We start from the raw sequence: 19,924 nt of genomic DNA, 5'->3' as shown, positions 1-19,924 counted from the left end.
GGACAATCCGGGCGGGGCAGCTTCGGGCGGTACAGTAACGCCGGTTCGCCAGCGGGTAACTTGTGGTTTGGTCAGCGCGCGAGCCAGTTCGTGATGCCGGCCTGGCTACGGAAGTCGTCGACGCAGCGGGCTTCGACCGTCGGATAGCGCGCGCGCATCATGTCGGCGAGCGCGGTGCCCGGACCGAGTTCGAGCACCCGGTCGACACCGCGCTCGACCAGCGCTTCGAGCACCGCGGCCCAGTCGATGGTCGTTGCGACCTGCTCCGCCAGCCCTGCAACGCCGCTTGCACCACGCACGATCGAGGCGTCAGCCGCGCCGATCAGGGTTCGTCCGCAGGTCGGCCGAGCGGGTTCGCTGTCGTCGAGCTGCTTGCGAAACACCGCGACGGCCGCCGCGAGGCGCGGGGTATGCGAGGCGACATGCACGGCGATCGGTCTTGCCGCCGCCGCTCCTTCTCCCAGTGCGGCTGCACAACATCGCTCGACCTGCCGACGCTCACCGCCGATGACGAACACAAGGTCCGGGTTGATGATCGCGATCGCACAGTCGAACCGGGTCACCAGCCCTTGCACATGCTCGCGTGCCAGCCCGCGAACGAAGCCCAGCCCGTCGTCCGCCCCGCTCGCCGCATCCATCGCCTCGGCGCGAACCGCCGTCAGTCGCAGGGTGTGCTCGGAAGACCAGATCCCGGCGACTCCCCATGCGGTCATCTCGCCGACGCTATACCCAGCGATGACGAACGGCGCCGTCGGCGCCACGCAGGCAGCCGCAATGAGGCCGCGGGTCACGCAGAGGATCTGGCTCGTCCGGTTTGCGAACAGCGCGGAGTCGGGGGCATGGCTTAGCAGGGTCCGGATGTCCTGACCCAGCAGCGTGCTGGCCTCCGCCAGAATCGACGCCGCACGCGGATCGTCTGCGAACAGATCGAGCATCGCCCGATCCTGCCGCCCCTGTCCCGAGCAGAGCAGAGCGAGAGTCACGCCCCGCGCGCTTCGACGAATAGTGCCATCGCGAGCAGGTCGGCGCACCCGCCAGGGCTCAACCGCTGTGCCGTGAAAGCCTCGTGCATCGCCACCGCCCGCGCACGCCAGTCGGGGATCGCGACGCTGCCAGAGGCGAGGAACGTGCGGGCACGGGACTGCGCGAACGCCAGCCCTTCCGTGCCGCCCCGATAGAGCAGGTTGGTGTCCTCCACGCCGACGATCAGCGCGATCAGCGCATGGACGCGGCGAGCCTCTTCCTCAGCCGTCAGCAGTCGCGCTTCGGCGAGAGCGGGCAACGCGATATCGTACAAGGACGGAAACCCGGTCGCCGCCTCGGCGCGCGCGCCGCCGGCGGCATGACGGCGCGCGGCGGTGCTGCCGTGGCTGTGCAGCGCCACCGGGCCGCGGCGAATCTCGGCGCCCCAGCGGTGCGCGACGATCTCCCCCAACGTGCCGGAAGCGCGATACGCGGCGCGAAACCCCGCGGCTGCACAGAGCAATCCCATCCCGAAGATCGCGCCGCGGTGTGTGTTGACGCCACCGGTCGCCGCCATCATCGCGACCTCCGCCTCGATTCCGATCGCGCGGAGCCGGTCCATGCCCGCGCCGGCCGCGCCTGCATCGGCCAGCCTTGCGAAGAACGGTTCGAGCGTCTCGGCGCTGCGGTTCATCATCGCCGCGTCCATGTCGTCATGCGCGCCGGTATCGACCGGGCTGACCAAGCCGGGCTTGGGATAGGTGGCGATTTCCAGCTTGAGGCAGTCCGTCGCGATCCGGCCGATGCTGGCGGAGTCGATCGCCGTTGCCGCGCGAGCCAACGCGGTCATGCGAACAACTCGGTTCGCGCGATCATGCGGTTGCCGTCCGCGGCCTTCACCAGCATCTCGGGCGCGGCGGAAGCGAGTTCGCGCCACTGCACCGCGAGCCCGGTGGGCGTCACGATCTCGCCATCCAGCCGCACCGACGCCTCCGCGTCGATCCGCACCAGTGCAGCAGCCAGCCGCGCAGCGGCGTCGGCGGTCGAGACCTGCCAGACGAGATCCAGATCGGACGCCTTCGACAGATACGGAAGGCCGGTCAGATGCGCCCACGCCAGGCTGCCGAAGCACCGTGTCTCGGGATCGAGTGCGACCAGAGCCGCGATCGTTGCCTGCCACGCCACCGGAGCGGTCCGCCCCGCGTCCGCGAGCAAGGGCGCCGCCGCATTCGACAGGATCCCATCCGCTGGTACGGCGACGGCAAGACGTTGCTTGCCGAGCGATGGCGGTAACGGCAGGCCGAGCGGAACCAACCGCGCGGTGTCGTAGCATATCGGGCGACGCGCGATCAGCGGATACCCCTTCGCGACCCAGTCGATGACGACTGGGATCACCTGAAGCACTGGATGGGCGGCCAATATCTCGCCCCAGCGCGCCGGATCGAGATAGACCAGGCGGTGCCGGTCGAACCGCATCACGCCTGCGCCGCCGCCGCGACTTCACCGGCGATACGCGCGGATTTTGGTCGTCCGCGTCGCTTCTCGCCCAGCGCGGCGCGATCGTCACCGTCGCGCGGACATGCCAGCAACGCCTGCAACTGGTCCGCAAGACTGTCGTCCGCATCCCAGACCGCCGCGATACCGCCGACGCTGACGAGGTTGCCGAGACCCGGCGCAAAGACCGGCGTGGTCTTTGCCTTCGCCTCCAGCACCTCGATCGGCAGTTTCGTCACGCGTGACATCGAGGCGAGATCCATCACTTCGGGGTGCGCACCAGGCAATGCGACCAGCGTGCCACAAGCGAGCGCGGTGGCGATGAACGCGCCCGCCGCGCTGCCGCCGTAGAGCAGTCCGATCGTGCGGTGGCCGCGCGCTTCCGCCAGCAGCAGCGACTTGGCGAGATGCGCGAGATATTCGCTCAGCCCGAGCAGTTCGTCGCGGCGGCTCATCCGCTGGCTGGCGCTGTCGACGAGGAACAGGATCGGCGCGGCATCGTCGCTGCGCGCGATCTCCAGCACCGCGCCGGACAGCCGGATCGCCTGATCGATTCCGATCGGCGCGCGCGCGGTTGCGCCGACGACGTGGACGACCGCACCGCCGGGCAACGTCCCTTGCCCGAACAACAGGTCGCCCTCGGCCGATACCGAATGGCCGGACGGAAACAGCGAGGCGAGGATCTCAGCGGGCGTCATCGGCGCTCTCCCGATACTGGGCGGCAAGGGTGGCGAAGGCGGCGGCAGGCATATCGGGGACCGCCTTAGGATCGTCGATCCCGAGCGTGCGCCAGATGTCGGTGGCGTCAACTGCATCCCCAAACCGCGCGATCCGGCGCTTGAGGCGCGCCTGCTCAGCCGCTAGCGTCTCTAGATCGAGAATGGATCGCTCCCCGCTCCCGTACGTGCTGAGCGAAGTCGAAGCACCGTCGATTGAGCCTAGCCCTTCGACTTCGCTCGGGGCGAACGGGTCAGGCGAGGCGCTCCGATCTGACATCGGTCGAGCCGACCGCACCAACGCCGCACGCGCCGCGTCGCGAAACGCCGCCGCGTCGTCGTCGACGAACACGTCCGCGCCGCCGATCAACGTGCGGTGCTTGCCGCCCATTGTCCGCCAGACCAGTGCGCGATCGCGTGAATCGAACTCCTCGACGCCCATGTTGGTCTCGATCACCTCGGGGCCGGTCACGCTGATGCGGCCCTGTTCGGACACGATCAGCGTCGAGCAGCATCCCGCGATCAACCCGCCGCCGCCGTAACAGCCGGCGCGACCGCCGATCAGCCCGACGACGCGGACGCCCGCCATCCGCGCTTCGGCGACCGCGCGCATGATCTCGGCGATCGCGATCTCGCCGGCGTTGGCCTCCTGCAAGCGAACGCCGCCGGTGTCGAACGCGATCACCACGTCGCGCCCGAGCGCCTTGGCCGCACGCAACAGCCCGGTGAGCTTGGCGCCGTGCACCTCGCCGAACGCGCCGCCCATGAAGCGGCCCTCCTGTGCGGCAATGAGCACGGGTGTGCCGTCTAGCGTCGCGCTGCCGACCACGATCCCGTCGTCGAACTGCGCGGGCAAGTCGAAGATGCCGAGATGCGGGCTCGTTTCGCGCTGTTCGGGCCCGACGAACTCGGCAAAACTCCCGGTGTCGACCAGCGCCGCAATCCGCTCGCGCGCGCCCGCCTCGTACCAGCTCTGGTGCACGTTGCTCATGCCTCGGGCTCCTCGATCATGCGGACGCCCTGGGCGAGCCGCAGCGACACGGTGTCGGGTCGCGCGCCGCCGTCGTTGATCGCGATCCGCAGGCCGCCGACCGCACGCCTGCCGACGAAATCGGCGACCACTGCGTCCCACAGGTCGCGAAAGCCGTGGGCGGCAGTGCTGATCTCGATCGCGCATCGATCGGGTGCGTCGCCGCGCTCGACCAGCACCTCGAGATTGCCCGACGCGACCACGCCGACCAGCGCCATTGCGCGCGTGCCGCCTGCCGGGGTCGGCGCGGCGATATCGAAATGGAGAATTTCCATGATTGTCCTACCAGTTCCGGAAGCGGCTCGGTGGCCGGTACAGCCCGCCCGAGGCGAGCATGAGATCCTTGATCGATCGGGCGGCGAGCATATTCCGGTTCGCGTCGAGTGGGTCGATGCCCAGGTCCTCGGGCCGCTGGATGATCTTTCGTGCGCGCAATCGCTCGACCATCGCCTTGTTGCGGCCGCGGCCGATCTCGGTGAAGCCCGCGACGCCGCGGATCGCCTGCTCGCGCTCGTCGGCGGTACGGCACAGCAACAGGTTGGCGATGCCCTCCTCGGTGACTATATGCGTGGTGTCGTCGGCATAGACCATGATCGGTGCCAGATCGAGATCGAGCTTCTCGGCAAGTTCGAGCGCGCCGAGCTTCTCGACGAACAGCGGCGCGTTGCCCTCGCCGAACGTCTCGCCGATCTGCACCACCAGTTTCCGCCCACGTCTCAAGGGCGCCGCCGTATCCGGGTCGGCCTCCGCCCCCGCCAGCAACCAAGGCGAGCTCGGATGCCGCCGCCCACGCGCGTCCGATCCCATGTTGGGCGCGCCGCCAAAGCCGGCGATCCGGTTCGCAGTGATCGTCGAGCTATGCCCGGCGAGGTCGATCTGGAGCGTTGAGCCGATGAACATGTCGCAGGCATAAAGCCCAGCAGTCTGGCTGAAGGCGCGGTTCGAGCGGAGCGATCCGTCGGGGCCGGTGAAGAAGATGTCGGGCCGCGCGGCGAGGTAATCCTCCATGCCGACCTCGGAGCCGAAGCAATGCACCTGCTCGACCCAGCCCGCCTCAATCGCCGGGATCAGCGTCGGATGCGGATTGAGTGCCCAGTGCGTGCAGATCTTGCCCTTCAGCCCGAGCTTTTCGCCATAGGTCGGCAGCAGCAACTCGATCGCCGCGGTGTTGAAGCCGATCCCGTGGTTCAGCCGGCGCACGCCATAGGGTTGGTACAGCCCCTTGATCGCCAGCATCGCGGTCAGGATCTGCGTCTCGGTCATCGCCGCGGGATCGCGCGTGAACAGCGGTTCGACATAGAAGGGCTTGCCCGCGTCGAGCACGAAATGGACCTGGTCGCCGGGGATGTCGACGCGCGGCAGCGTATCGACGATCTCTCCGACCTGCGCGATCACCAGCCCGCTGCCGAAGCTGGTCGCCTCGACCACCGTCGGCGTGTCCTCGGTGTTGGGGCCGGTATAGAGATTGCCGTGGCGGTCCGCGCTGACCGCGGCGATCAGTGCGACCTGCGGGGTGAGGTCGACGAAATAGCGTGCGAACAATTCGAGATAGGTGTGGATCGCGCCCAGCTCGATCTTGCCACCGAACAGCATCTTCGCGATCCGCGCCGATTGCGGGCCCGAATAGGAGAAGTCGAGGCGCCTCGCGATGCCGCTGTCGAACACGTCGAGATGCTCGGGCAGCACCACGCCCGACTGGACCATGTGCAGATCGTGGATCCGCGCCGGGTCAATCGCCGCCAGCGCCTTCGCCAGCACGTCCGCCTGTTTCTGGTTGTCGCCCTCGAGACAGACCCGGTCGCCGGGCCGCAGCACCGCCTCGAGGAAATCGACCAGCGTCTCGGGATCGACCAGCTTGCCGGTGGCGAAGCTCGCCCCGGCCGCGATCCGCTCCTCGCGCAAAGCCTTCCGCGTATTCCACTGCCGCACGCATCGCCTCCTGACGCTAACTCGGCACTCTTTGTATTCTCTATTGCTCCAAATGCAACCCTGTGCATACTTAAAGGCGTATAAGAAGAAAGATCGAATACAGTGAGAGGATCCGCCATGAGCCAGTCCCTACCCGTCCCAGCCCCCAATGCGGGACACGGCGCATGATCGCCGGAGTCGCGCTGCTCGCGATCTGCACGTTGATCGGGCAATTGCTCGGCGAAGGCCTCGGCGCCCTGCTCGGCGTGAAGGCCAATGTCGGCGGAGTCGGCATCGCGATGATCCTGCTGATCGCCGCGCGGATGTGGCTGAAGTCCCGGGGCCGCTACGTCGAGGGCGTCTCGCGCGGGATCGGCTTCTGGGGTGCGCTGTATATCCCGATCGTCGTCGCGATGGCGGCCCAACAGGACGTCGTCGCCGCGGTCGAGGGCGGACCGGTGGTGCTGATCGCCGGCGTCGGGGCGCTGCTGGTGTGCTTTAGCGCGGTTGCGCTCATCAGCCGCCTGTCGGGTACGCCCGAGACGATGGACGAGATCGAGGCGCGCGAAGCCCGCGAGGCTGAAGTTGCCGCCGTCGCGCGCCCCTCCCCTGCAACCCAGCACTGAGGCGCATCGACATGGAAATGATCACCAAGGTGCTGACCGCCAACGCGCTGCTCACCGCGTTCGCGGTCGTCGGCATCGTCATGTGGCTGTCGAACATGCTGTCCGCCAAGCTGACGATGGGGCGGGTTCACGGTTCGGCGATCGCGATCCTGATCGGTCTCGCGCTCGCCTTCTGGGGCGGGATCGCGACCGGCGGGCACAAGGGGCTGGCCGATCTGCCGATGCTCGCGGGAATCGGCCTGATGGGTGGCGCGATGCTGCGCGACTTCGCGATTGTCGCCACCGCCTGCGAGGTCGATGTCGAACAGGCGAAGAAAGCCGGGCTCATCGGCGTCGTCGCGCTGCTGCTCGGCACGGTGCTGCCGTTCATCGTCGGCGCACTGGTGGCGGCATCGTTCGGCTATACCGATGCCATCTCGATGACGACGATCGGCGCGGGCGCGGTCACCTATATCGTCGGCCCGGTCACGGGTGCTGCGATCGGCGCGAGTTCGCCCGTCATCGCGCTGTCGATCGCGACCGGCGTGTTCAAGGCGGTCATGGTGATGGTCGGCACGCCCTTGGTCGCCGGGTTGATCGGGCTGAACAATCCGCGCAGCGCGATGGTGTTCGGCGGGCTGATGGGCACGGTCAGCGGCGTGTCGGGCGGGCTCGCCGCGACCGATCGCCGGCTCGTGCCCTATGGCGCCTTGACCGCGACCTTCCATACCGGGCTAGGATGCCTGGTGGCGCCGTCGATCCTGTACCTGATCGTCCGCGCGATCGTGGGGGGCTGAGGCTAAGTGGCAGTTATCGACATCGAAGACACCGGGCTGTTGTCCGATCGGATCCGCAATGCGCTGACCGATGCGATCTCGTCGGGCGAGCTGGCGCCGGGCACGATGCTCGACGAACAGCAACTGGCCGATCGGTACGGGGCCTCGCGCACGCCGGTCCGTGAGGCGCTGCGGCAGTTAGCGACCAGCGGCATGGTCGAGGTCCGCCCGCGCCGCGGCGTCATCGTCCGCCACGTCACCGCCGAGGAGGTGATGGACATGTTCGAGACGATGGCCGAGATCGAGGCGGTGTGCGTCCGTCTCGCCACCTACCGCATCACGCCGCTCGAGCGCAGCCGCCTGCTCCGCATCCACGAGGCGAGCGAGTCCGCGGTCGAGGCGGGCGATGTCGACGCGTATGACGCGCTGAACCGCGAATTCCACGAGGCAATCTACCGCGCCGCGCACAACGACTTCCTCGCCGATCAGGCGATCGCGGTCCGCACCCGTCTCAACGCGTTCCGCCGCATGCAACTCCGCCAGGACCAGCGCCTCGCCAGCTCGCGCGCCGAACACGAAGCGGTGATGCGCGCGATCGCCGAAGGCGACGGCGACAAGGCCGCTCGCCGTATGCGCGCGCACATGCTCAACGCGGCGAGCGCGCTCGACAGCTACATCGCGCACCAGGACGCGGCTCTGACCATTTTAAAAAAGGACTGAACAGCCATTGGGCGTCGGCGTTGACGTTGGCTTGCCAGTTGCTCGGTCAGTCCAAGCCCCGCCCATACGCCAGACCCAGTTCCAACCCGCGCAATTCGGCGAGCCCACGCAGACGCCCGATCAACGAATAACCCGGGTTGGTGCGCTTCGTCAGATCGTCGGCCATCTGGTGACCGTGATCCGGGCGCATCGGCAGCGAACGACCGGTCCGCGCCTGCACGGTGGCCAGTTCGGTCAAGATCGCCGGCATGTTCGCATCGCCTTGCAAATGCGCCGCTTCGTGAAACGCGCCGTCGGGCTCGCGCTGCACCGATCGCAGATGCACGAAGCCGATCCTGTCGCCCAGCCGCCGAACCATGCCGGGCAAGTCATTGTCGGCGCGAGCACCGAACGAGCCACTGCAGAAGCACAGGCCATTGGCTGCCGACGGTACCGCTTCGAACAGCGCGCGCACATCGGCTTCGGTGCTGACCACGCGCGGCAGGCCGAAGATCGGGAACGGCGGATCGTCGGGATGCACCACCAGCCGGATACCCTCGGCCTCGGCAACGGGACAGACCGCCTCGAGGAAGGCGACATGATTGGCGCGCAACTGCGCTGCATCGATGTCGGCATATGTTTCGATCTGTTCGAGCAATTGCGGCGAACTGAAGCTCTCCTCGCTGCCCGGCAGGCCTGCGATGATCGTCCGCTCCAGCGTCGTACGGGCCTCGTCGTCCATCGCCCCAAACCGCTCGGCCGCGATCGCAACGACCTGCGGCGCATAATCGCGTTCGGCATGGGGGCGGCGCAGGATGTGGATGTCGTAGGCGGCCAGTGCGTGCAGTTCGAACCGAAGCGCGCGGGCGCCGTCCGGCAAGGCCCAGGCCAGGTCGGTCCGCGTCCAGTCGAGCAGCGGCATGAAATTATACGTCACCACATCGATGCCCTGCGCTGCGAGATTTCGCAGGCTGGCGACATACGCCTCGATCAGCCGCGCCCAGTCGCCCGAGCGCGTCTTCAACGCCTCGGCTACGGGAAGGCTTTCGACGACCTTCCACTCCAGGCCAGCGTCTTCGATGACGGCCTTGCGAGCGGCGATCATATCGGCAGTCCATACGTCGCCATTGGCGACCTCATGCAGCGCAGTGACGATCCCGGTGGCACCAGCCTGGCGGATCGCATAGAGGGGCACCGGATCGTTCGGGCCAAACCATCGCATGGTCTGGGTCATCATCATCTGTTCGGTGTCCTCGTCCCGTTCAATGCCGCGTCTCGACGCGAAACCAGTAAAATGTCGATAGCAGCCGTCAAATTGGTCTGACAACTTCTAAAGATCGGCAGCACGACGTCGCGTCAGGCGTGCGCACCGCCGCCATATCGCTGCCGCGTGGTCGCAAGGGCACGCCGGGCCTGCTCCATCGCCATCTCCTCGGTCCTGAAAAGGAGATAATCCATCACCGACGTCAGATGCGCCCGCATCGCCGCACGTGCTCCCGCCGCGTCGCGCGCATATGCGCCATCATCGCGGTGGTGAACGCCTCGAAGTCGCCGCCGCCCTGGACGCTGGCGCCGCTCGCCACCTTGACCATCGGATAGCCGCTCGGCGCGCGCGCGAAGATTGGATAGCGTGCGTTGACGTCGGCCGCGTAATCGGGCCGCATCTCGCCGCCGCAGCCCCAGGTCTCGTTGCCGATGCCGAAGACTGGCACGCGCCACGCCTCGTCGCGGCCGTTGGACTTGCGCTGCTGCACCAGCGTCGATTCCGGCTGGTCGGAGGTCATGCGTGATGTCGAACCCGCGCTTGCGCCGGTCGAAACGCACCGCGGCGGCCAGCGGAGAGGCCATCAGCCCTGTGGCGACCGCGCCGCCCATCATGTTACGGCGCGTGATCATCATTTCGTCTCCACGATCGTGGAGCGGGGCGGCCGTATCGGGACCACCCCGCCTGCCTACTAGCCCGCGTGCCTACTAGAACGTGCCGCGCAGACCGATCAGGAACTGGCGGCCGGGCTTGTACTGCGTGAAAGTCGCGTTCTCGAACTGGAAGTACGACCGCAGCGTCGCATCGGTAAAGTTCGCGACGTTGATCGTCAGCTGCGGCGCACCCGCAAGACCGAAGATCTTGTCCAGGTCGAACGACGACGAGAAATCGTACGTCGTATAGTCCGTCCCGAACAATGCCGCTGCCGGAATGCCGTTCTGCGCCGCGCCGCTGTTCTGCGATCCTTCACGCGAGGTCGTCGAGACCCGCAGCATCACGCCGTTCTTCTCGTAATAGCCGGTGATGTTGTAGGTGAACGGCGCCACGCCGAACGCCTGGGCCGGACCATCGCTGCGCTGATCGACGACCGTCGCGTTGGCGTTGAAGCCGAAGCCGGTGACGCCGATATGCTTGGTGATGAAGTCGAGCGGCTGGACCCACTGGAATTCGAGGCCGTTGATCGTCAGCTTGTTGGGGACGTTAACCTGCGACGTGACCTGCACCTGCGCGGCGCTGGGGCCACCACGCGAGTTCAGCGCGATCTGCTGTGTGGGGTTCAGCGTATCGTACGTGATGCCATATTGCGCCAGATCGGCGAATGGCACCGTGCTGATGAACGTGTTGGTGAAGCCTTCGATCGACTTGCGGAAGGCGTTGAAGCTGACCACGCCCTCGCGGCCGGTATAATATTCGAAGCCCAGATCGAGGTTGGTCGAGAGATAGGGCTTCAGTGCGGGATTGCCGATCGTCGCCTGGTCCGCCGAGGGGGCGCCGAAATTGACGCCCGGCAGCTGCGCGGACGGATCGGGGCGGGTCATCGTCCGCGAACCGGCCACGCGAACCACGGCGTGCTCGCTGACGTCGTAGGCAAAGGTCGCCGCCGGCAGCCACTTCGCATAGACGTTGCGCGTCGAGACGTTGCTGACGAGGTTCGGATAGCGGCTGCCGTCCGGCAGCGCGGCGCCGGTCGACGTCGTGTTGCGCGGATCGGGCAGCGACACGCGCCCGGTGATCGTCTGGATCGTGTCCACGTAGCGCACGCCGACGTTGAACCGCAGCATGTTGCCGCCCAGTTCCTGCTCGCCGTTCACCGTAGCGAATGCCGATTTGACGACTTCGCGGATCGCACCGCCGCTTGCACCCGTGTTGGCAGCACCGGTTTCCGGGGCGTTGTCGTGATAAAAATCATAGTTGCTGGCGGCCGCGAACTTCGGCCAGTCGACCGTCACGAACCCTGCCGGACCGGGCGTCAGATAGGTCGGTGCCGCCGAATTCGGGATCAGCGAACCCCCATAGCTCACCGGCCCGCTCATGCCCGCGGTCGCTCCGGTGCCATAGCCAGGATAGGTCGGATAGCCGGCCGGGGCTGCGCCGGGCGCGTTAAGGCCTTCGCAGGGCGGTTGCGAATTGGGCGAGCCAACAAATACGTTGGGATTGTTGCCGCAAACCGCGTTCTGCCATGCCTGACTGTTATCGTATCCGCGGATTCGACGAAACACGTCGTCGAACGCACCGCCGACCTTTAGATTAAGTGCCTTGCTACCCCAGGTCAGATCGCCGCGCCCGCCCTTGCTCGTGTTAAGCCGCCGCTCGTCCTGGATATTGACGCGACTGCCCGCGTTCCAGCCGAAATTGGCCGGATCATTGAGGTCCAGCCCGCTCTGGATGGTCGGGATACCGCCGTCATTAGTATAGGTGACCGTGTTACCAACACCCAGCGGCGTCGTCAGGCCGACCGACGGGCTTTCGCGGTGGAACGTCGAGCGCGCATAATTGCCCTGGAGGTTGAGCTTCAGCGTGTCCGAAATCTCCCATTCACCGCCGGGATTGATGCTGAAGAGCTTCGTCGTCTCGGTATAGGGGCGGAATTCGTTGAAGAACTGCGCGTTGGCGAAGGTACCGCCGGTGACGACGCAGCCGACCGTGCAATCCGCCTTGTCGAACGTCAGGTTCGTCGGAATGATCGCGCTGTTGCGGACGATCCACGCGACATTCTCGCGGATCAGCTCGTTCTTCTTGTAGCCGTAGAGGCCGTCGATGTAGAAATGCAGCGTATCGGTCGGCTGCCATTCCGCGCTCATGATCGCATTGATGCGATCGCGGGGACCGCGGATGCTGGTCGAGCGACCCAGCCGCGGCAGCAGCGCGTTGTCGATCTGCTGGATCGTCGCACCGGGGTTGTTCGCGAGCAGGAACGCGCTGGTGATCGGCGTGCCGGCGACCAGGCCCGCGCCAGCGCCGACGGGCACCGTCGCCGGGATCGTCCAATTGCCGCCGGCGGTCGAGTTGCAGCCCGTCGCCGCACCGCACTGCGCCGCGGTCAGAGCCGGATTGGTATAGCCGATCGTCTCGAAGCCGCGCGTGTCGGTGAACAGACGCTGCGCCGAGACGCCCGCCAGAATGCCGAACGTATCGTTGCGCCAACTGCCGATCAGCGAGCCACGCGCGCCGATCCGGTCCTCGGGCGACTGCTTGGTACCCTGCACGTTATAGGCGAGAAACGAAGTCGCACGATCGAACGGCCGCGCCGACCGCAGATCGATGTTACCGGCCGCGCCACCTTCGAGAAGGTCCGCGGTATAGCTTTTGTTGACGGTGAGCTTGGTGAAGAGATCGGTCGGGAAGAAGCTCAGATCGACCGAGCGATCGGTGCCCTGCGCATCGGTCGCACCCGACGACGCCACCGCGATCGTCGCACCGTTGAGCGTCACGTTGGTGAAGTTCGAGCCAAGGCCGCGGATCGCGACGTTCGTGCCTTCGCCGGTCACGTCGCGCGTGATCGTGATGCCGGGAATACGATTGAAGGACTCCGCAATGTTCGTGTCCGGGAACTTGCCGATATCCTCTGCGAAAATCGAGTCGGTGAACCCCGTCGCGGCCCGCTTTGCATTGGTCGACTTGGCGAGACTGGAGCGATAGCCGGTGACGACGATGTCGGCACTGTCCGTCGCGTCGACCGTACCCGGAACCTGATCGGAGCTTGGCAAGCTCGCGGCGGGGGGCGCCGCGGTTGTGGAAGGCGCCGTGGGGGCGGCAGGTTCCGCTGTGGCAGGCGCGGCATCTTGCGCCACGGGCGGCGACGGATCCTGCGTCGGCGGTATGGTCTGCGCCGTCGCGATGGTCGCACACAGCGCGGCCATCGTCGTCGCACACAACAGGCCGGCGCGCGTCAAACGAGGTACCGTTTTATAGGGTGTCATGGTCAGGATCCTCTCTGGAACCTCGCCGTCGTTGCGGCGAGACGCAGTATTTTATGGTTATCGAAATGCTCGGGACGTGACGGCGCCCGGAGAATGCGGCGCATGATCCGGTATCTGAGCTGAATTTGGATAGTGCCTGGTCACCCTACTCCCGATCACGTCTGTCTAGGCAGCTCGTTGATAGCGGTACCTTACGATCGTTGGTCAACGAGTCAAGGTAGTTCGGTTAGGCCAATTTTCGGCGGGCTAGCCTAGTAAGGCAGACAAATTGCCGTGGGGTAGCGATATCTTGAAGCTGATCTAGATGACCAATTGAAGAGATTGAGGTTCGGTAGGTCAGCGCGACTAAGCCAGCACCGATGGCCAGTCGTTGCGGCGATCATCGCGCGCCATGCGATAGACGGACCTGGGTCGAGCGCCGCGCACCTCGGTTCAGTGCTTGGCGCTCGGCCGAACGCCTCCTAGAGCGCGCCTGTGAACAACAGGGTCTTCGCGTCGGCAGCGATCTGATTGGCGGCACCAAGGCGTTCGATCAGCTGCGCCGGACGGCTGCCGCGCAGGCCGGCGGTCGTGAGCGTCTTGTCGCGGACATAGGTGTAGACGCCGCTGACGGCGAACGCCGCGACATGGCCGATATGCGCCTTCTGATCCTCGATCGTGTTCTGGAACAGCTCCGACGCGAAGAACTGCCGGCGCGTCAGCGGCGTTTGGAAGGCGAGTTCGAGGATCGCGATTTGCGCGCGTTCGGGCGGCACGTCGTGGCCGACATTGGGCGCTGGCGGTGCGGGATTGGCGTTGTCGTAGCGGTCGGGCTGGTGGAGCCTGACCTTGAGTACCGCCGGATCGCCGGCGAGCGTCTCGGCGAACCCGCGCATGAACGTCGCGAACCTAGCCGGATCGGTCTTACCGGCGCCGAAGTGGACGTGGATGCGGTCCAGCCCGTCATCCTCGTTCGGGATCGGGTCTGCGACACGGTCGACTAGCGTGGTCGAGCCCTTTGGCAGGGCGTAGGCGATCGTCGCCGCGAACATGTTCTGTTCGTCGGCGAACAGGATCGGACACGCGTCGTTGAACGCATTCTGGTCGGTCTGCGTCGCGAAGCCGATCTCCACGCCGCCATCTAGGACATAGTCGTCGAATGGTGCGATGCCGTCGATCGCGGGCCAGAGATGCGCGTCCTGCTCGCGGTTGAAGTGGTTCTGGACGTACCAGCCTAAACCCGGAATGCGCGAGCAGAGCGGGCCGTGGACATCGCGCCAATAAGTCGCGAACACCTCATGCGGGACGCTGGGGCGGCGCAAGACGGTGGTGTAGGAATTGATCGCGATGCTGGCATCGCGCTCGGCATAATCGTCGGTGGTGGAAATCTTGGTCATGGGGTGGTCCTCGGGGAAGTGTCGGTAACGGTCGAGACGGCGCCGATGTTCAGCGCGGCGGGTCCAGCTATTGCCTCACGACCGCCGGGAAATGCGGCAGGACATGCGTCGCGAGTTCGTCGGCGACCTCCGCGAACGGCCGCTGCAACGGCTTGGGATTGAGCGCGACATGGTTCACGCCCTCGTCGCGCTGACGTTTCCACATCTCGATCAGCGCGTTGCGGCCGCTGCGAATGCCGCCGCGCGCGAACTGCAGCGGCGCGGTCGGGTCCGCGAGCAGATCGAACATCGCGCCATAGCCGTACGACTTGAACGCCTCTGTCGCGGTCGCCCGCCCCCACCGGGAAATCACATCGGGCAAGCGCGCGGGATCGCTGAGATGCCAGATCCAGCCGTCGGTATTCTCCCCGATCCAGTCGAGCGTCTGCCCGGCCCGGCCGATCGCCAGGATCGGCAGTCGCGGGCCGACCGGCTTGGGTATCAGGTCGAGCGAGCCGTCGAGTTCGCCGTGCTGCGTCGAGCGATGCGTCGCGAACGCCTGTTCGGTCGACGCCTTGATGATCGCCAGCGCATCCCGGTAACGCTCGGCGCGCGTGTCGATATCGCGGCCGAACGCCTTGAACTCGGACGGACGATCGCCGGTCGACAGGCCGAGCAGGAACCGCCCGCCGGACAGCTGGTCGATGCTGGTCGCCTGCTTGGCGACTGCCAGCGGATCGCGCAGCGGCAGGACGATGCCCGCGGTGCCGATCGCGACGGTGCGCGTCTTGCCGGCGAGCCAGCCCGCATAGACCATCGGATCGATGATCTGGCCGACGTCGCCGAAGCCGGGATCGTAGAACGGCACGTCGCGCAGCCAGATCGCGGCGAACCCGGCCACATCGACCAGCGCGACTATCTCCTCATGTCGCGCCAGCGTCGGCCAGGGTGCGGTCGGATATCCCTCCAGCGGGGCAATGAAGCCGATCGTCAGCTGCCCGGGCTTAAACACCCGCGCATAGGCAGGATGTCCGGCCAGATCGGGTGCGATCGCAATGGGCGCGGTCATGCGTCTGTCCCCTTCGCCTTGAGGCGCGCGACGAACGGGATCATCGCCGCGCCGACCAGCGCGATGAAGGCGGCGACATAGCCGATCGTGGCGAGCCCCCAATGCTGGATCACCGCGCCGCCGATCACCGCACCGAGGCCGATCCCCGCATTCGCCATCGAGACGTTGAGCGTGCCCGCAAGCGCCTGCGCATGCGTCGCCGACTGCATCACACGCACCTGGCAGATCGGATACAGCGCGGTGTTGGCGAGACCCCAGACCGCCAGCGCGACGACCAGCCAGCCGTGATGCAGCGCCAGCGGCGTGGTCGCGGCGATGCCGAGTGCGAGCACCAGCAGCGCGATCAGCGTCACGTTCAGCGGATTGCGCGCGACGAAATACCCGCCCAGCCAATTGCCTGCGAGACCGACGATCCCGAAGCCCATCAGCCACCAGCCGACCTGCCCCACCGGAATCAGCGCGATGTGCTCGAGCGTATCGGCGAGATAGGTGTAGGCGGTGAACATCGCGGTGAACACGACCACCGACAGCACCACGTTGCCGAGGAAGAACGGATCCTTGAGGATGCGCGCCTGGTCCGCGAGGCGGACGCGCTTCGGCCGTGCGAGCGTCGGCATGACCGCGAGCAGCAGCACCGCCATCACCAGCGACAGGCCGGACAGCCCCCAGAACGTCCCGCGCCAGCCGAACGCGTTCGACGCGAGCGTGCCGAGCGGAATGCCGAATACCATCGCTCCGGAAATCCCGAGATAGACGTTGGCAACCGCCTTGCCGGCCTTTTCGGGTCCGGCCAGCTCGCCTGCGGTCTCGCTCGCGGTGCCCCAGAACACCGGCAGCGCGAGCGCGGGCAGGAAGCGCCCGAGCCCCAGCACCCAGATATCCGGCGCCGCGGCGGCCAGCGCGTTGGACGCAGCGAAGATCAGCAGGATGACGACGAACAACCGCTTGCGCTCGAAATGCGAGAGCATCGCGGTCAGTACCGGACCGAACAGCATCACCGTGAAGGCGAACAGCGTCACCAGCTGTCCCGCGGCGGAGATCGAGATCCCGAGATCGCGCGACAGGCTGGGCAACAGACCGACGATGATGAATTCGGTCGTGACGATCACGAACGCGGAGACCGCCAGCAACAGGACGGCCAGGCCATTGCCCGGCGCGGTAGCCTCGCTCGATCGGGTGGGTGGGTGCTGGACGGAAACGGGCATCGGCGGAACTCCTGTTGAAGCTCGCCTACATAAGAGCGATAAAAATTCACGCTTGCGGCATTAATTCCGCATTGTCGCGACGGATATTCCGCAATACGCTAGTCCCATGATCCCATCCGAACGATTGAAGGGCATCGAGGCGTTCGTCGTCTCCGCCGATACAGGCAGCTTCACCGCCGCCGCCGAGCGCCTGAACCTGACCGGTTCGGCGATCAGCAAGGGCGTCGCCCGGCTCGAGGCGCGGCTCGGCAGCCGGCTGTTCGAACGGACCACGCGCCGGCTGGCGCTGACGGATCAGGGCGCGGCGTTCTATTCCACCTGCGTGCGCGTACTGGCCGAACTGGGCGACGCGGAGGCGGTGCTCGCGGCACACAAGACCGAGCCGGTCGGTCGGCTGAAGATCAACGTGCCGGTGGCGTTCGGGCGGATCCAGGTGATGCCCGTGCTGCTGGATTTTTGCCGGCGCCACCCGAACCTTCGCCCCGAGATCAGCTTCAACGACCGGTTCGTCGATTTGATCGAGGAGGGCGTCGACGTCGCCGTCCGGATCAGCGCGTCGGACGTCGGCGGTAACGGCCTGGGACGCCGCGCGCTCGGTCACGAGCACCTCGTCTTCTGCGCCGCACCCGCCTATCTCGCGCGCTGTGGTACGCCCATGTCGGTCGAGGCGCTCGCCGAGCACGACTGCATCCTGTACGGTCGCGGGGACGGCAGCACGATCGACTGGCGCTTCGGCTATGACGGCGGCACCGTCGAGCAGCGGACGATGACCGGCCGGATGACGCTGGGCAGCGCCGAGGCGCAGGTCGGCGCGGTGCGGGCCGGGTTCGGTATCGCCCAGCTCGCGACATGGCTGATCCGCGACGAACTCCGCCGCGGCGAGCTGGTCGAGATCCTGCCCGGCCACGCTACTGCCGGACTGCCGCTGCACCTCGTCTGGCCGCGAAGTCGCCAGCTCAATCCGAAGGTCGATGCGTTCGTCGAGGCGCTCGCGGACGGCCTGCGTATAGCCTGAGGTAGCACGCTGGCTCGACAGCTATCGCTCGCTCTTAGTTTACCCAAGTCGCCTTACGCGCGAACATCGCCTTAGGCGTGGTGTCCGAAATCATGCTATCGCTTCCCCAAAGGGCGCAGGCCTGCGATCAGGTACCGAGGGGGGCGGTGCAAGATGACAATCGATTCCATATTGGCCGAGTCCATCTTGGCGAACGCCGCTGCGGCCGATCCCGGATCGGTCGACACCGACAGTGCCAACGCGAAATCGAACCAGCGCCTCGTGCGGCTTGTCACCGACAGCCCGATCCCGTCGGTGATCAGCGATCCCCGCCTGCCCGACAACCCGATCGTGGCGTGCAACCAGCCGTTCTGCGACCTGACCGGCTATCCCGCGGACGAGGTGATCGGGCGCAATTGCCGGTTCCTCTCGGGGCCGGCGACCGAGCCCTGGCTCTCGGAAGAGATTCGCCGCGGGGTGCGCGAGCACAAGCCGGTGCTGGTCGAGATCCTCAACTACAAGCGCAACGGACAGCCGTTCCGCAACGCCGTGCTGGTCGCGCCGCTGTACGACGAGGAAGACCGGCTGCTATATTTCCTCGGCTCGCAAGTCGAGATCGATACCAACGCCGCGCCGCCGACCAGCATGCGACGCATCCGTGCGGCGGAGATGGTCAAGGCGCTGTCGCCGCGGCAGGGCCAGGTGCTCAAGTTCGTCGCGCAGGGCCTGCTCAACAAGCAGATCGCCGCCGAACTGGGGTTGGCCGAGAAGACGGTGAAAATGCACCGCGCGATCCTGATGGACCGGCTCGGCCTGACGACCACCGCGGACCTGATCCGGCTCGCGGTCGAGGCCGGGCTCTAGGCCATATCGCATGTCGCATATGGGCCAAGGTCCGTATCGCCCCCTGCCCCACCCAGGCGTATTTGGTTCTTGGTCGTCACAGCGGCTGGGTCTCGGACCGTATTAGCCATCGGTTCCGCGGCTCGGGTGGAATTCCCTCCGTTACCCTTTGAAGTCGCTGTGGCGCCATCCCCGGGTGGACCGAAACCGATCGCTCCGTCGGCCCTCGCTCTCCCGCAACAAGGCCGGTTCGCCAGCGTAGCGGGCGCGGCACAGCAAGGTGATGGAGACCTTCATGGACAGCATAACCCCGTTCCAGTTCTCGCTGGTATATAACGCGTTTTCATTCACGTTCGCGACGATGGCCGCGACGACCGCCTTCCTGTGGCTGTGCCGATCGCAGGTCGCGCCGGCGTACCGTACCGCCGTCACCATCTCGGGGCTGGTGACCGCGATCGCTGCCTATCATTATCTGCGGATCTTCGAGAGCTGGAACGAGACCTATTCGCTCAAGGACGGGATCATCTCGGGCACCGGCTTCGCATTCAACGACGCCTATCGATACGTCGACTGGCTGCTGACCGTGCCATTGCTGCTGATCGAGCTGGTGCTGGTGATGCGGTTGTCGCCCGAGGAGACCTCGTCCAAGACCGTCCGTCTCGGCTCGGCCGCGGCGCTGATGATCGTCCTAGGCTATCCTGGCGAAATCGCGACCGACATCCCGACCCGCGCCCTGTGGGGCACGCTGTCGTCGATCCCGTTCGTCTATATCGTCTGGGAGCTGTTCCGCGGACTCGGCGACTCGATCGAGCAGCAGCCGGCCGTCGCGCGCGGCTTGGTGCGCAAGGCCCGCCTGCTGACCTTCGCGTCGTGGGGTTTCTACCCGATCGTCTACATGGCGCCCTATGCCGGGATCAGCGGTGCGACCGCGACGACCGTCATCCAGCTCGGCTACACCATCGCGGACATCGTCGCGAAGGCCGGCGTCGGCGTGCTGATCTACATGATCTCCGTCCGCAAGTCGCAGGTCGAGGCGCATGGCGTCGCCGTCCACAATCATTGATACCGAGGCTTCTCCTCGGG

Annotated in this window: 20 protein-coding genes; 6 read left to right on the top strand and 14 right to left on the bottom strand. The window is 66.4% G+C overall.

All coding sequences use genetic code 11. The features are described from left to right. Nucleotides 1-71: 71 nt before the first annotated feature. Genes H8S47_RS00835 through mdcA form a run of 7 tightly spaced genes read right to left on the bottom strand, consistent with a single transcriptional unit; the run spans nucleotide 72 to nucleotide 6,132 of the window. Nucleotides 72-983, bottom strand: coding sequence for an acyltransferase domain-containing protein (locus tag H8S47_RS00835; RefSeq protein ID WP_187502028.1), 912 nt, complete (start codon nucleotides 981-983; stop codon nucleotides 72-74). Next, nucleotides 980-1,813, bottom strand: a complete 834-nt coding sequence (gene mdcB, locus H8S47_RS00830; RefSeq protein WP_187502027.1) for a triphosphoribosyl-dephospho-CoA synthase MdcB — start codon at nucleotides 1,811-1,813, stop codon at nucleotides 980-982. The genes H8S47_RS00835 and mdcB overlap by 4 nt, the downstream gene beginning before the upstream one ends. Continuing rightward, nucleotides 1,810-2,439: a malonate decarboxylase holo-[acyl-carrier-protein] synthase gene (mdcG, locus tag H8S47_RS00825; protein ID WP_187502026.1), complete on the bottom strand. Its 630-nt coding sequence runs from the start codon at nucleotides 2,437-2,439 to the stop codon at nucleotides 1,810-1,812. The genes mdcB and mdcG overlap by 4 nt, the downstream gene beginning before the upstream one ends. Then, complete coding sequence (mdcE, locus tag H8S47_RS00820; RefSeq protein WP_187502025.1) at nucleotides 2,439-3,155, bottom strand: biotin-independent malonate decarboxylase subunit gamma; 717 nt, start codon at nucleotides 3,153-3,155, stop codon at nucleotides 2,439-2,441. The genes mdcG and mdcE overlap by 1 nt, the downstream gene beginning before the upstream one ends. After that, nucleotides 3,142-4,164 (bottom strand): biotin-independent malonate decarboxylase subunit beta, encoded by a 1,023-nt coding sequence (locus H8S47_RS00815; protein WP_235982520.1) that lies wholly within the window; start codon nucleotides 4,162-4,164, stop codon nucleotides 3,142-3,144. The genes mdcE and H8S47_RS00815 overlap by 14 nt, the downstream gene beginning before the upstream one ends. Further along, nucleotides 4,161-4,478, bottom strand: a complete 318-nt coding sequence (mdcC, locus tag H8S47_RS00810) for a malonate decarboxylase acyl carrier protein (RefSeq protein WP_187502024.1) — start codon at nucleotides 4,476-4,478, stop codon at nucleotides 4,161-4,163. The genes H8S47_RS00815 and mdcC overlap by 4 nt, the downstream gene beginning before the upstream one ends. Before the next feature lie 7 nt (nucleotides 4,479-4,485). Then, entirely contained in the window at nucleotides 4,486-6,132 is a 1,647-nt protein-coding gene (mdcA, locus tag H8S47_RS00805; RefSeq protein WP_187502023.1) for a malonate decarboxylase subunit alpha, read from the bottom strand. Nucleotides 6,133-6,296: 164 nt separating this feature from the next. Here mdcA and madL point away from each other — a divergent pair, with 164 nt between their 5' ends. From madL to H8S47_RS00790, 3 genes are read left to right on the top strand one after another with little or no spacing between them, the layout of a single operon-like run. Continuing rightward, entirely contained in the window at nucleotides 6,297-6,737 is a 441-nt protein-coding gene (gene madL, locus H8S47_RS00800) for a malonate transporter subunit MadL (protein ID WP_187502022.1), read from the top strand. Between the two features lie 11 nt (nucleotides 6,738-6,748). Beyond that, on the top strand, nucleotides 6,749-7,513 hold the full coding sequence (gene madM / locus H8S47_RS00795; protein WP_187502021.1) for a malonate transporter subunit MadM: 765 nt from the start codon (nucleotides 6,749-6,751) through the stop codon (nucleotides 7,511-7,513). 6 nt (nucleotides 7,514-7,519) lie between these two features. Beyond that, nucleotides 7,520-8,212 (top strand): GntR family transcriptional regulator, encoded by a 693-nt coding sequence (locus tag H8S47_RS00790; protein WP_328805374.1) that lies wholly within the window; start codon nucleotides 7,520-7,522, stop codon nucleotides 8,210-8,212. A 46-nt stretch (nucleotides 8,213-8,258) separates the two neighbouring features. On the opposite strand, the gene uxuA is transcribed toward H8S47_RS00790, so the two are convergent. From uxuA to H8S47_RS00760, 7 genes are all read right to left on the bottom strand, one after another. Next, nucleotides 8,259-9,425, bottom strand: coding sequence for a mannonate dehydratase (gene uxuA / locus H8S47_RS00785; RefSeq protein ID WP_235982519.1), 1,167 nt, complete (start codon nucleotides 9,423-9,425; stop codon nucleotides 8,259-8,261). Between the two features lie 122 nt (nucleotides 9,426-9,547). Beyond that, a complete protein-coding gene (locus H8S47_RS18990; protein WP_268932943.1) occupies nucleotides 9,548-9,673 on the bottom strand; it encodes a hypothetical protein in 126 nt (41 codons plus the stop codon). After that, complete coding sequence (locus tag H8S47_RS00780; protein WP_187502019.1) at nucleotides 9,658-9,975, bottom strand: hypothetical protein; 318 nt, start codon at nucleotides 9,973-9,975, stop codon at nucleotides 9,658-9,660. Before H8S47_RS00780 ends, H8S47_RS18990 begins: the two co-directional genes overlap by 16 nt. A gap of 187 nt (nucleotides 9,976-10,162) precedes the next feature. Continuing rightward, nucleotides 10,163-13,375 (bottom strand): TonB-dependent receptor, encoded by a 3,213-nt coding sequence (locus tag H8S47_RS00775; protein WP_235982518.1) that lies wholly within the window; start codon nucleotides 13,373-13,375, stop codon nucleotides 10,163-10,165. Between the two features lie 461 nt (nucleotides 13,376-13,836). Continuing rightward, nucleotides 13,837-14,751 carry an EthD domain-containing protein gene (locus H8S47_RS00770; protein WP_187502018.1) on the bottom strand — a complete coding sequence of 305 codons (915 nt, stop codon included), beginning with the start codon at nucleotides 14,749-14,751 and terminating at the stop codon, nucleotides 13,837-13,839. A gap of 67 nt (nucleotides 14,752-14,818) precedes the next feature. Continuing rightward, complete coding sequence (locus tag H8S47_RS00765; protein WP_187502017.1) at nucleotides 14,819-15,799, bottom strand: LLM class oxidoreductase; 981 nt, start codon at nucleotides 15,797-15,799, stop codon at nucleotides 14,819-14,821. Continuing rightward, entirely contained in the window at nucleotides 15,796-17,004 is a 1,209-nt protein-coding gene (locus H8S47_RS00760; RefSeq protein WP_187502016.1) for an MFS transporter, read from the bottom strand. The genes H8S47_RS00765 and H8S47_RS00760 overlap by 4 nt, the downstream gene beginning before the upstream one ends. Before the next feature lie 106 nt (nucleotides 17,005-17,110). On the opposite strand from H8S47_RS00760, the gene H8S47_RS00755 reads away from it, so the two are divergent. The 3 genes from H8S47_RS00755 to H8S47_RS00745 all read left to right on the top strand — a co-directional run bounded on the left by H8S47_RS00755 (nucleotide 17,111) and on the right by H8S47_RS00745 (nucleotide 19,904). Then, the gene (locus H8S47_RS00755; RefSeq protein WP_187502015.1) at nucleotides 17,111-18,019 is read left to right on the top strand and encodes a LysR family transcriptional regulator; all 909 of its coding nucleotides are present in this window, start codon (nucleotides 17,111-17,113) and stop codon (nucleotides 18,017-18,019) included. A 153-nt stretch (nucleotides 18,020-18,172) separates the two neighbouring features. After that, the gene (locus H8S47_RS00750; RefSeq protein ID WP_187502014.1) at nucleotides 18,173-18,862 is read left to right on the top strand and encodes a PAS domain-containing protein; all 690 of its coding nucleotides are present in this window, start codon (nucleotides 18,173-18,175) and stop codon (nucleotides 18,860-18,862) included. Nucleotides 18,863-19,136: 274 nt separating this feature from the next. Next, the gene (locus H8S47_RS00745; protein WP_187502013.1) at nucleotides 19,137-19,904 is read left to right on the top strand and encodes a bacteriorhodopsin-like; all 768 of its coding nucleotides are present in this window, start codon (nucleotides 19,137-19,139) and stop codon (nucleotides 19,902-19,904) included. Nucleotides 19,905-19,924 lie beyond the last annotated feature (20 nt).

This window comes from Sphingomonas albertensis (genome assembly GCF_014358075.1).
GTDB lineage: Bacteria > Pseudomonadota > Alphaproteobacteria > Sphingomonadales > Sphingomonadaceae > Sphingomonas > Sphingomonas albertensis.
Note: the sequence above shows the minus strand (reverse complement) of the source record. Positions and strands in the feature narration are given on the sequence as shown.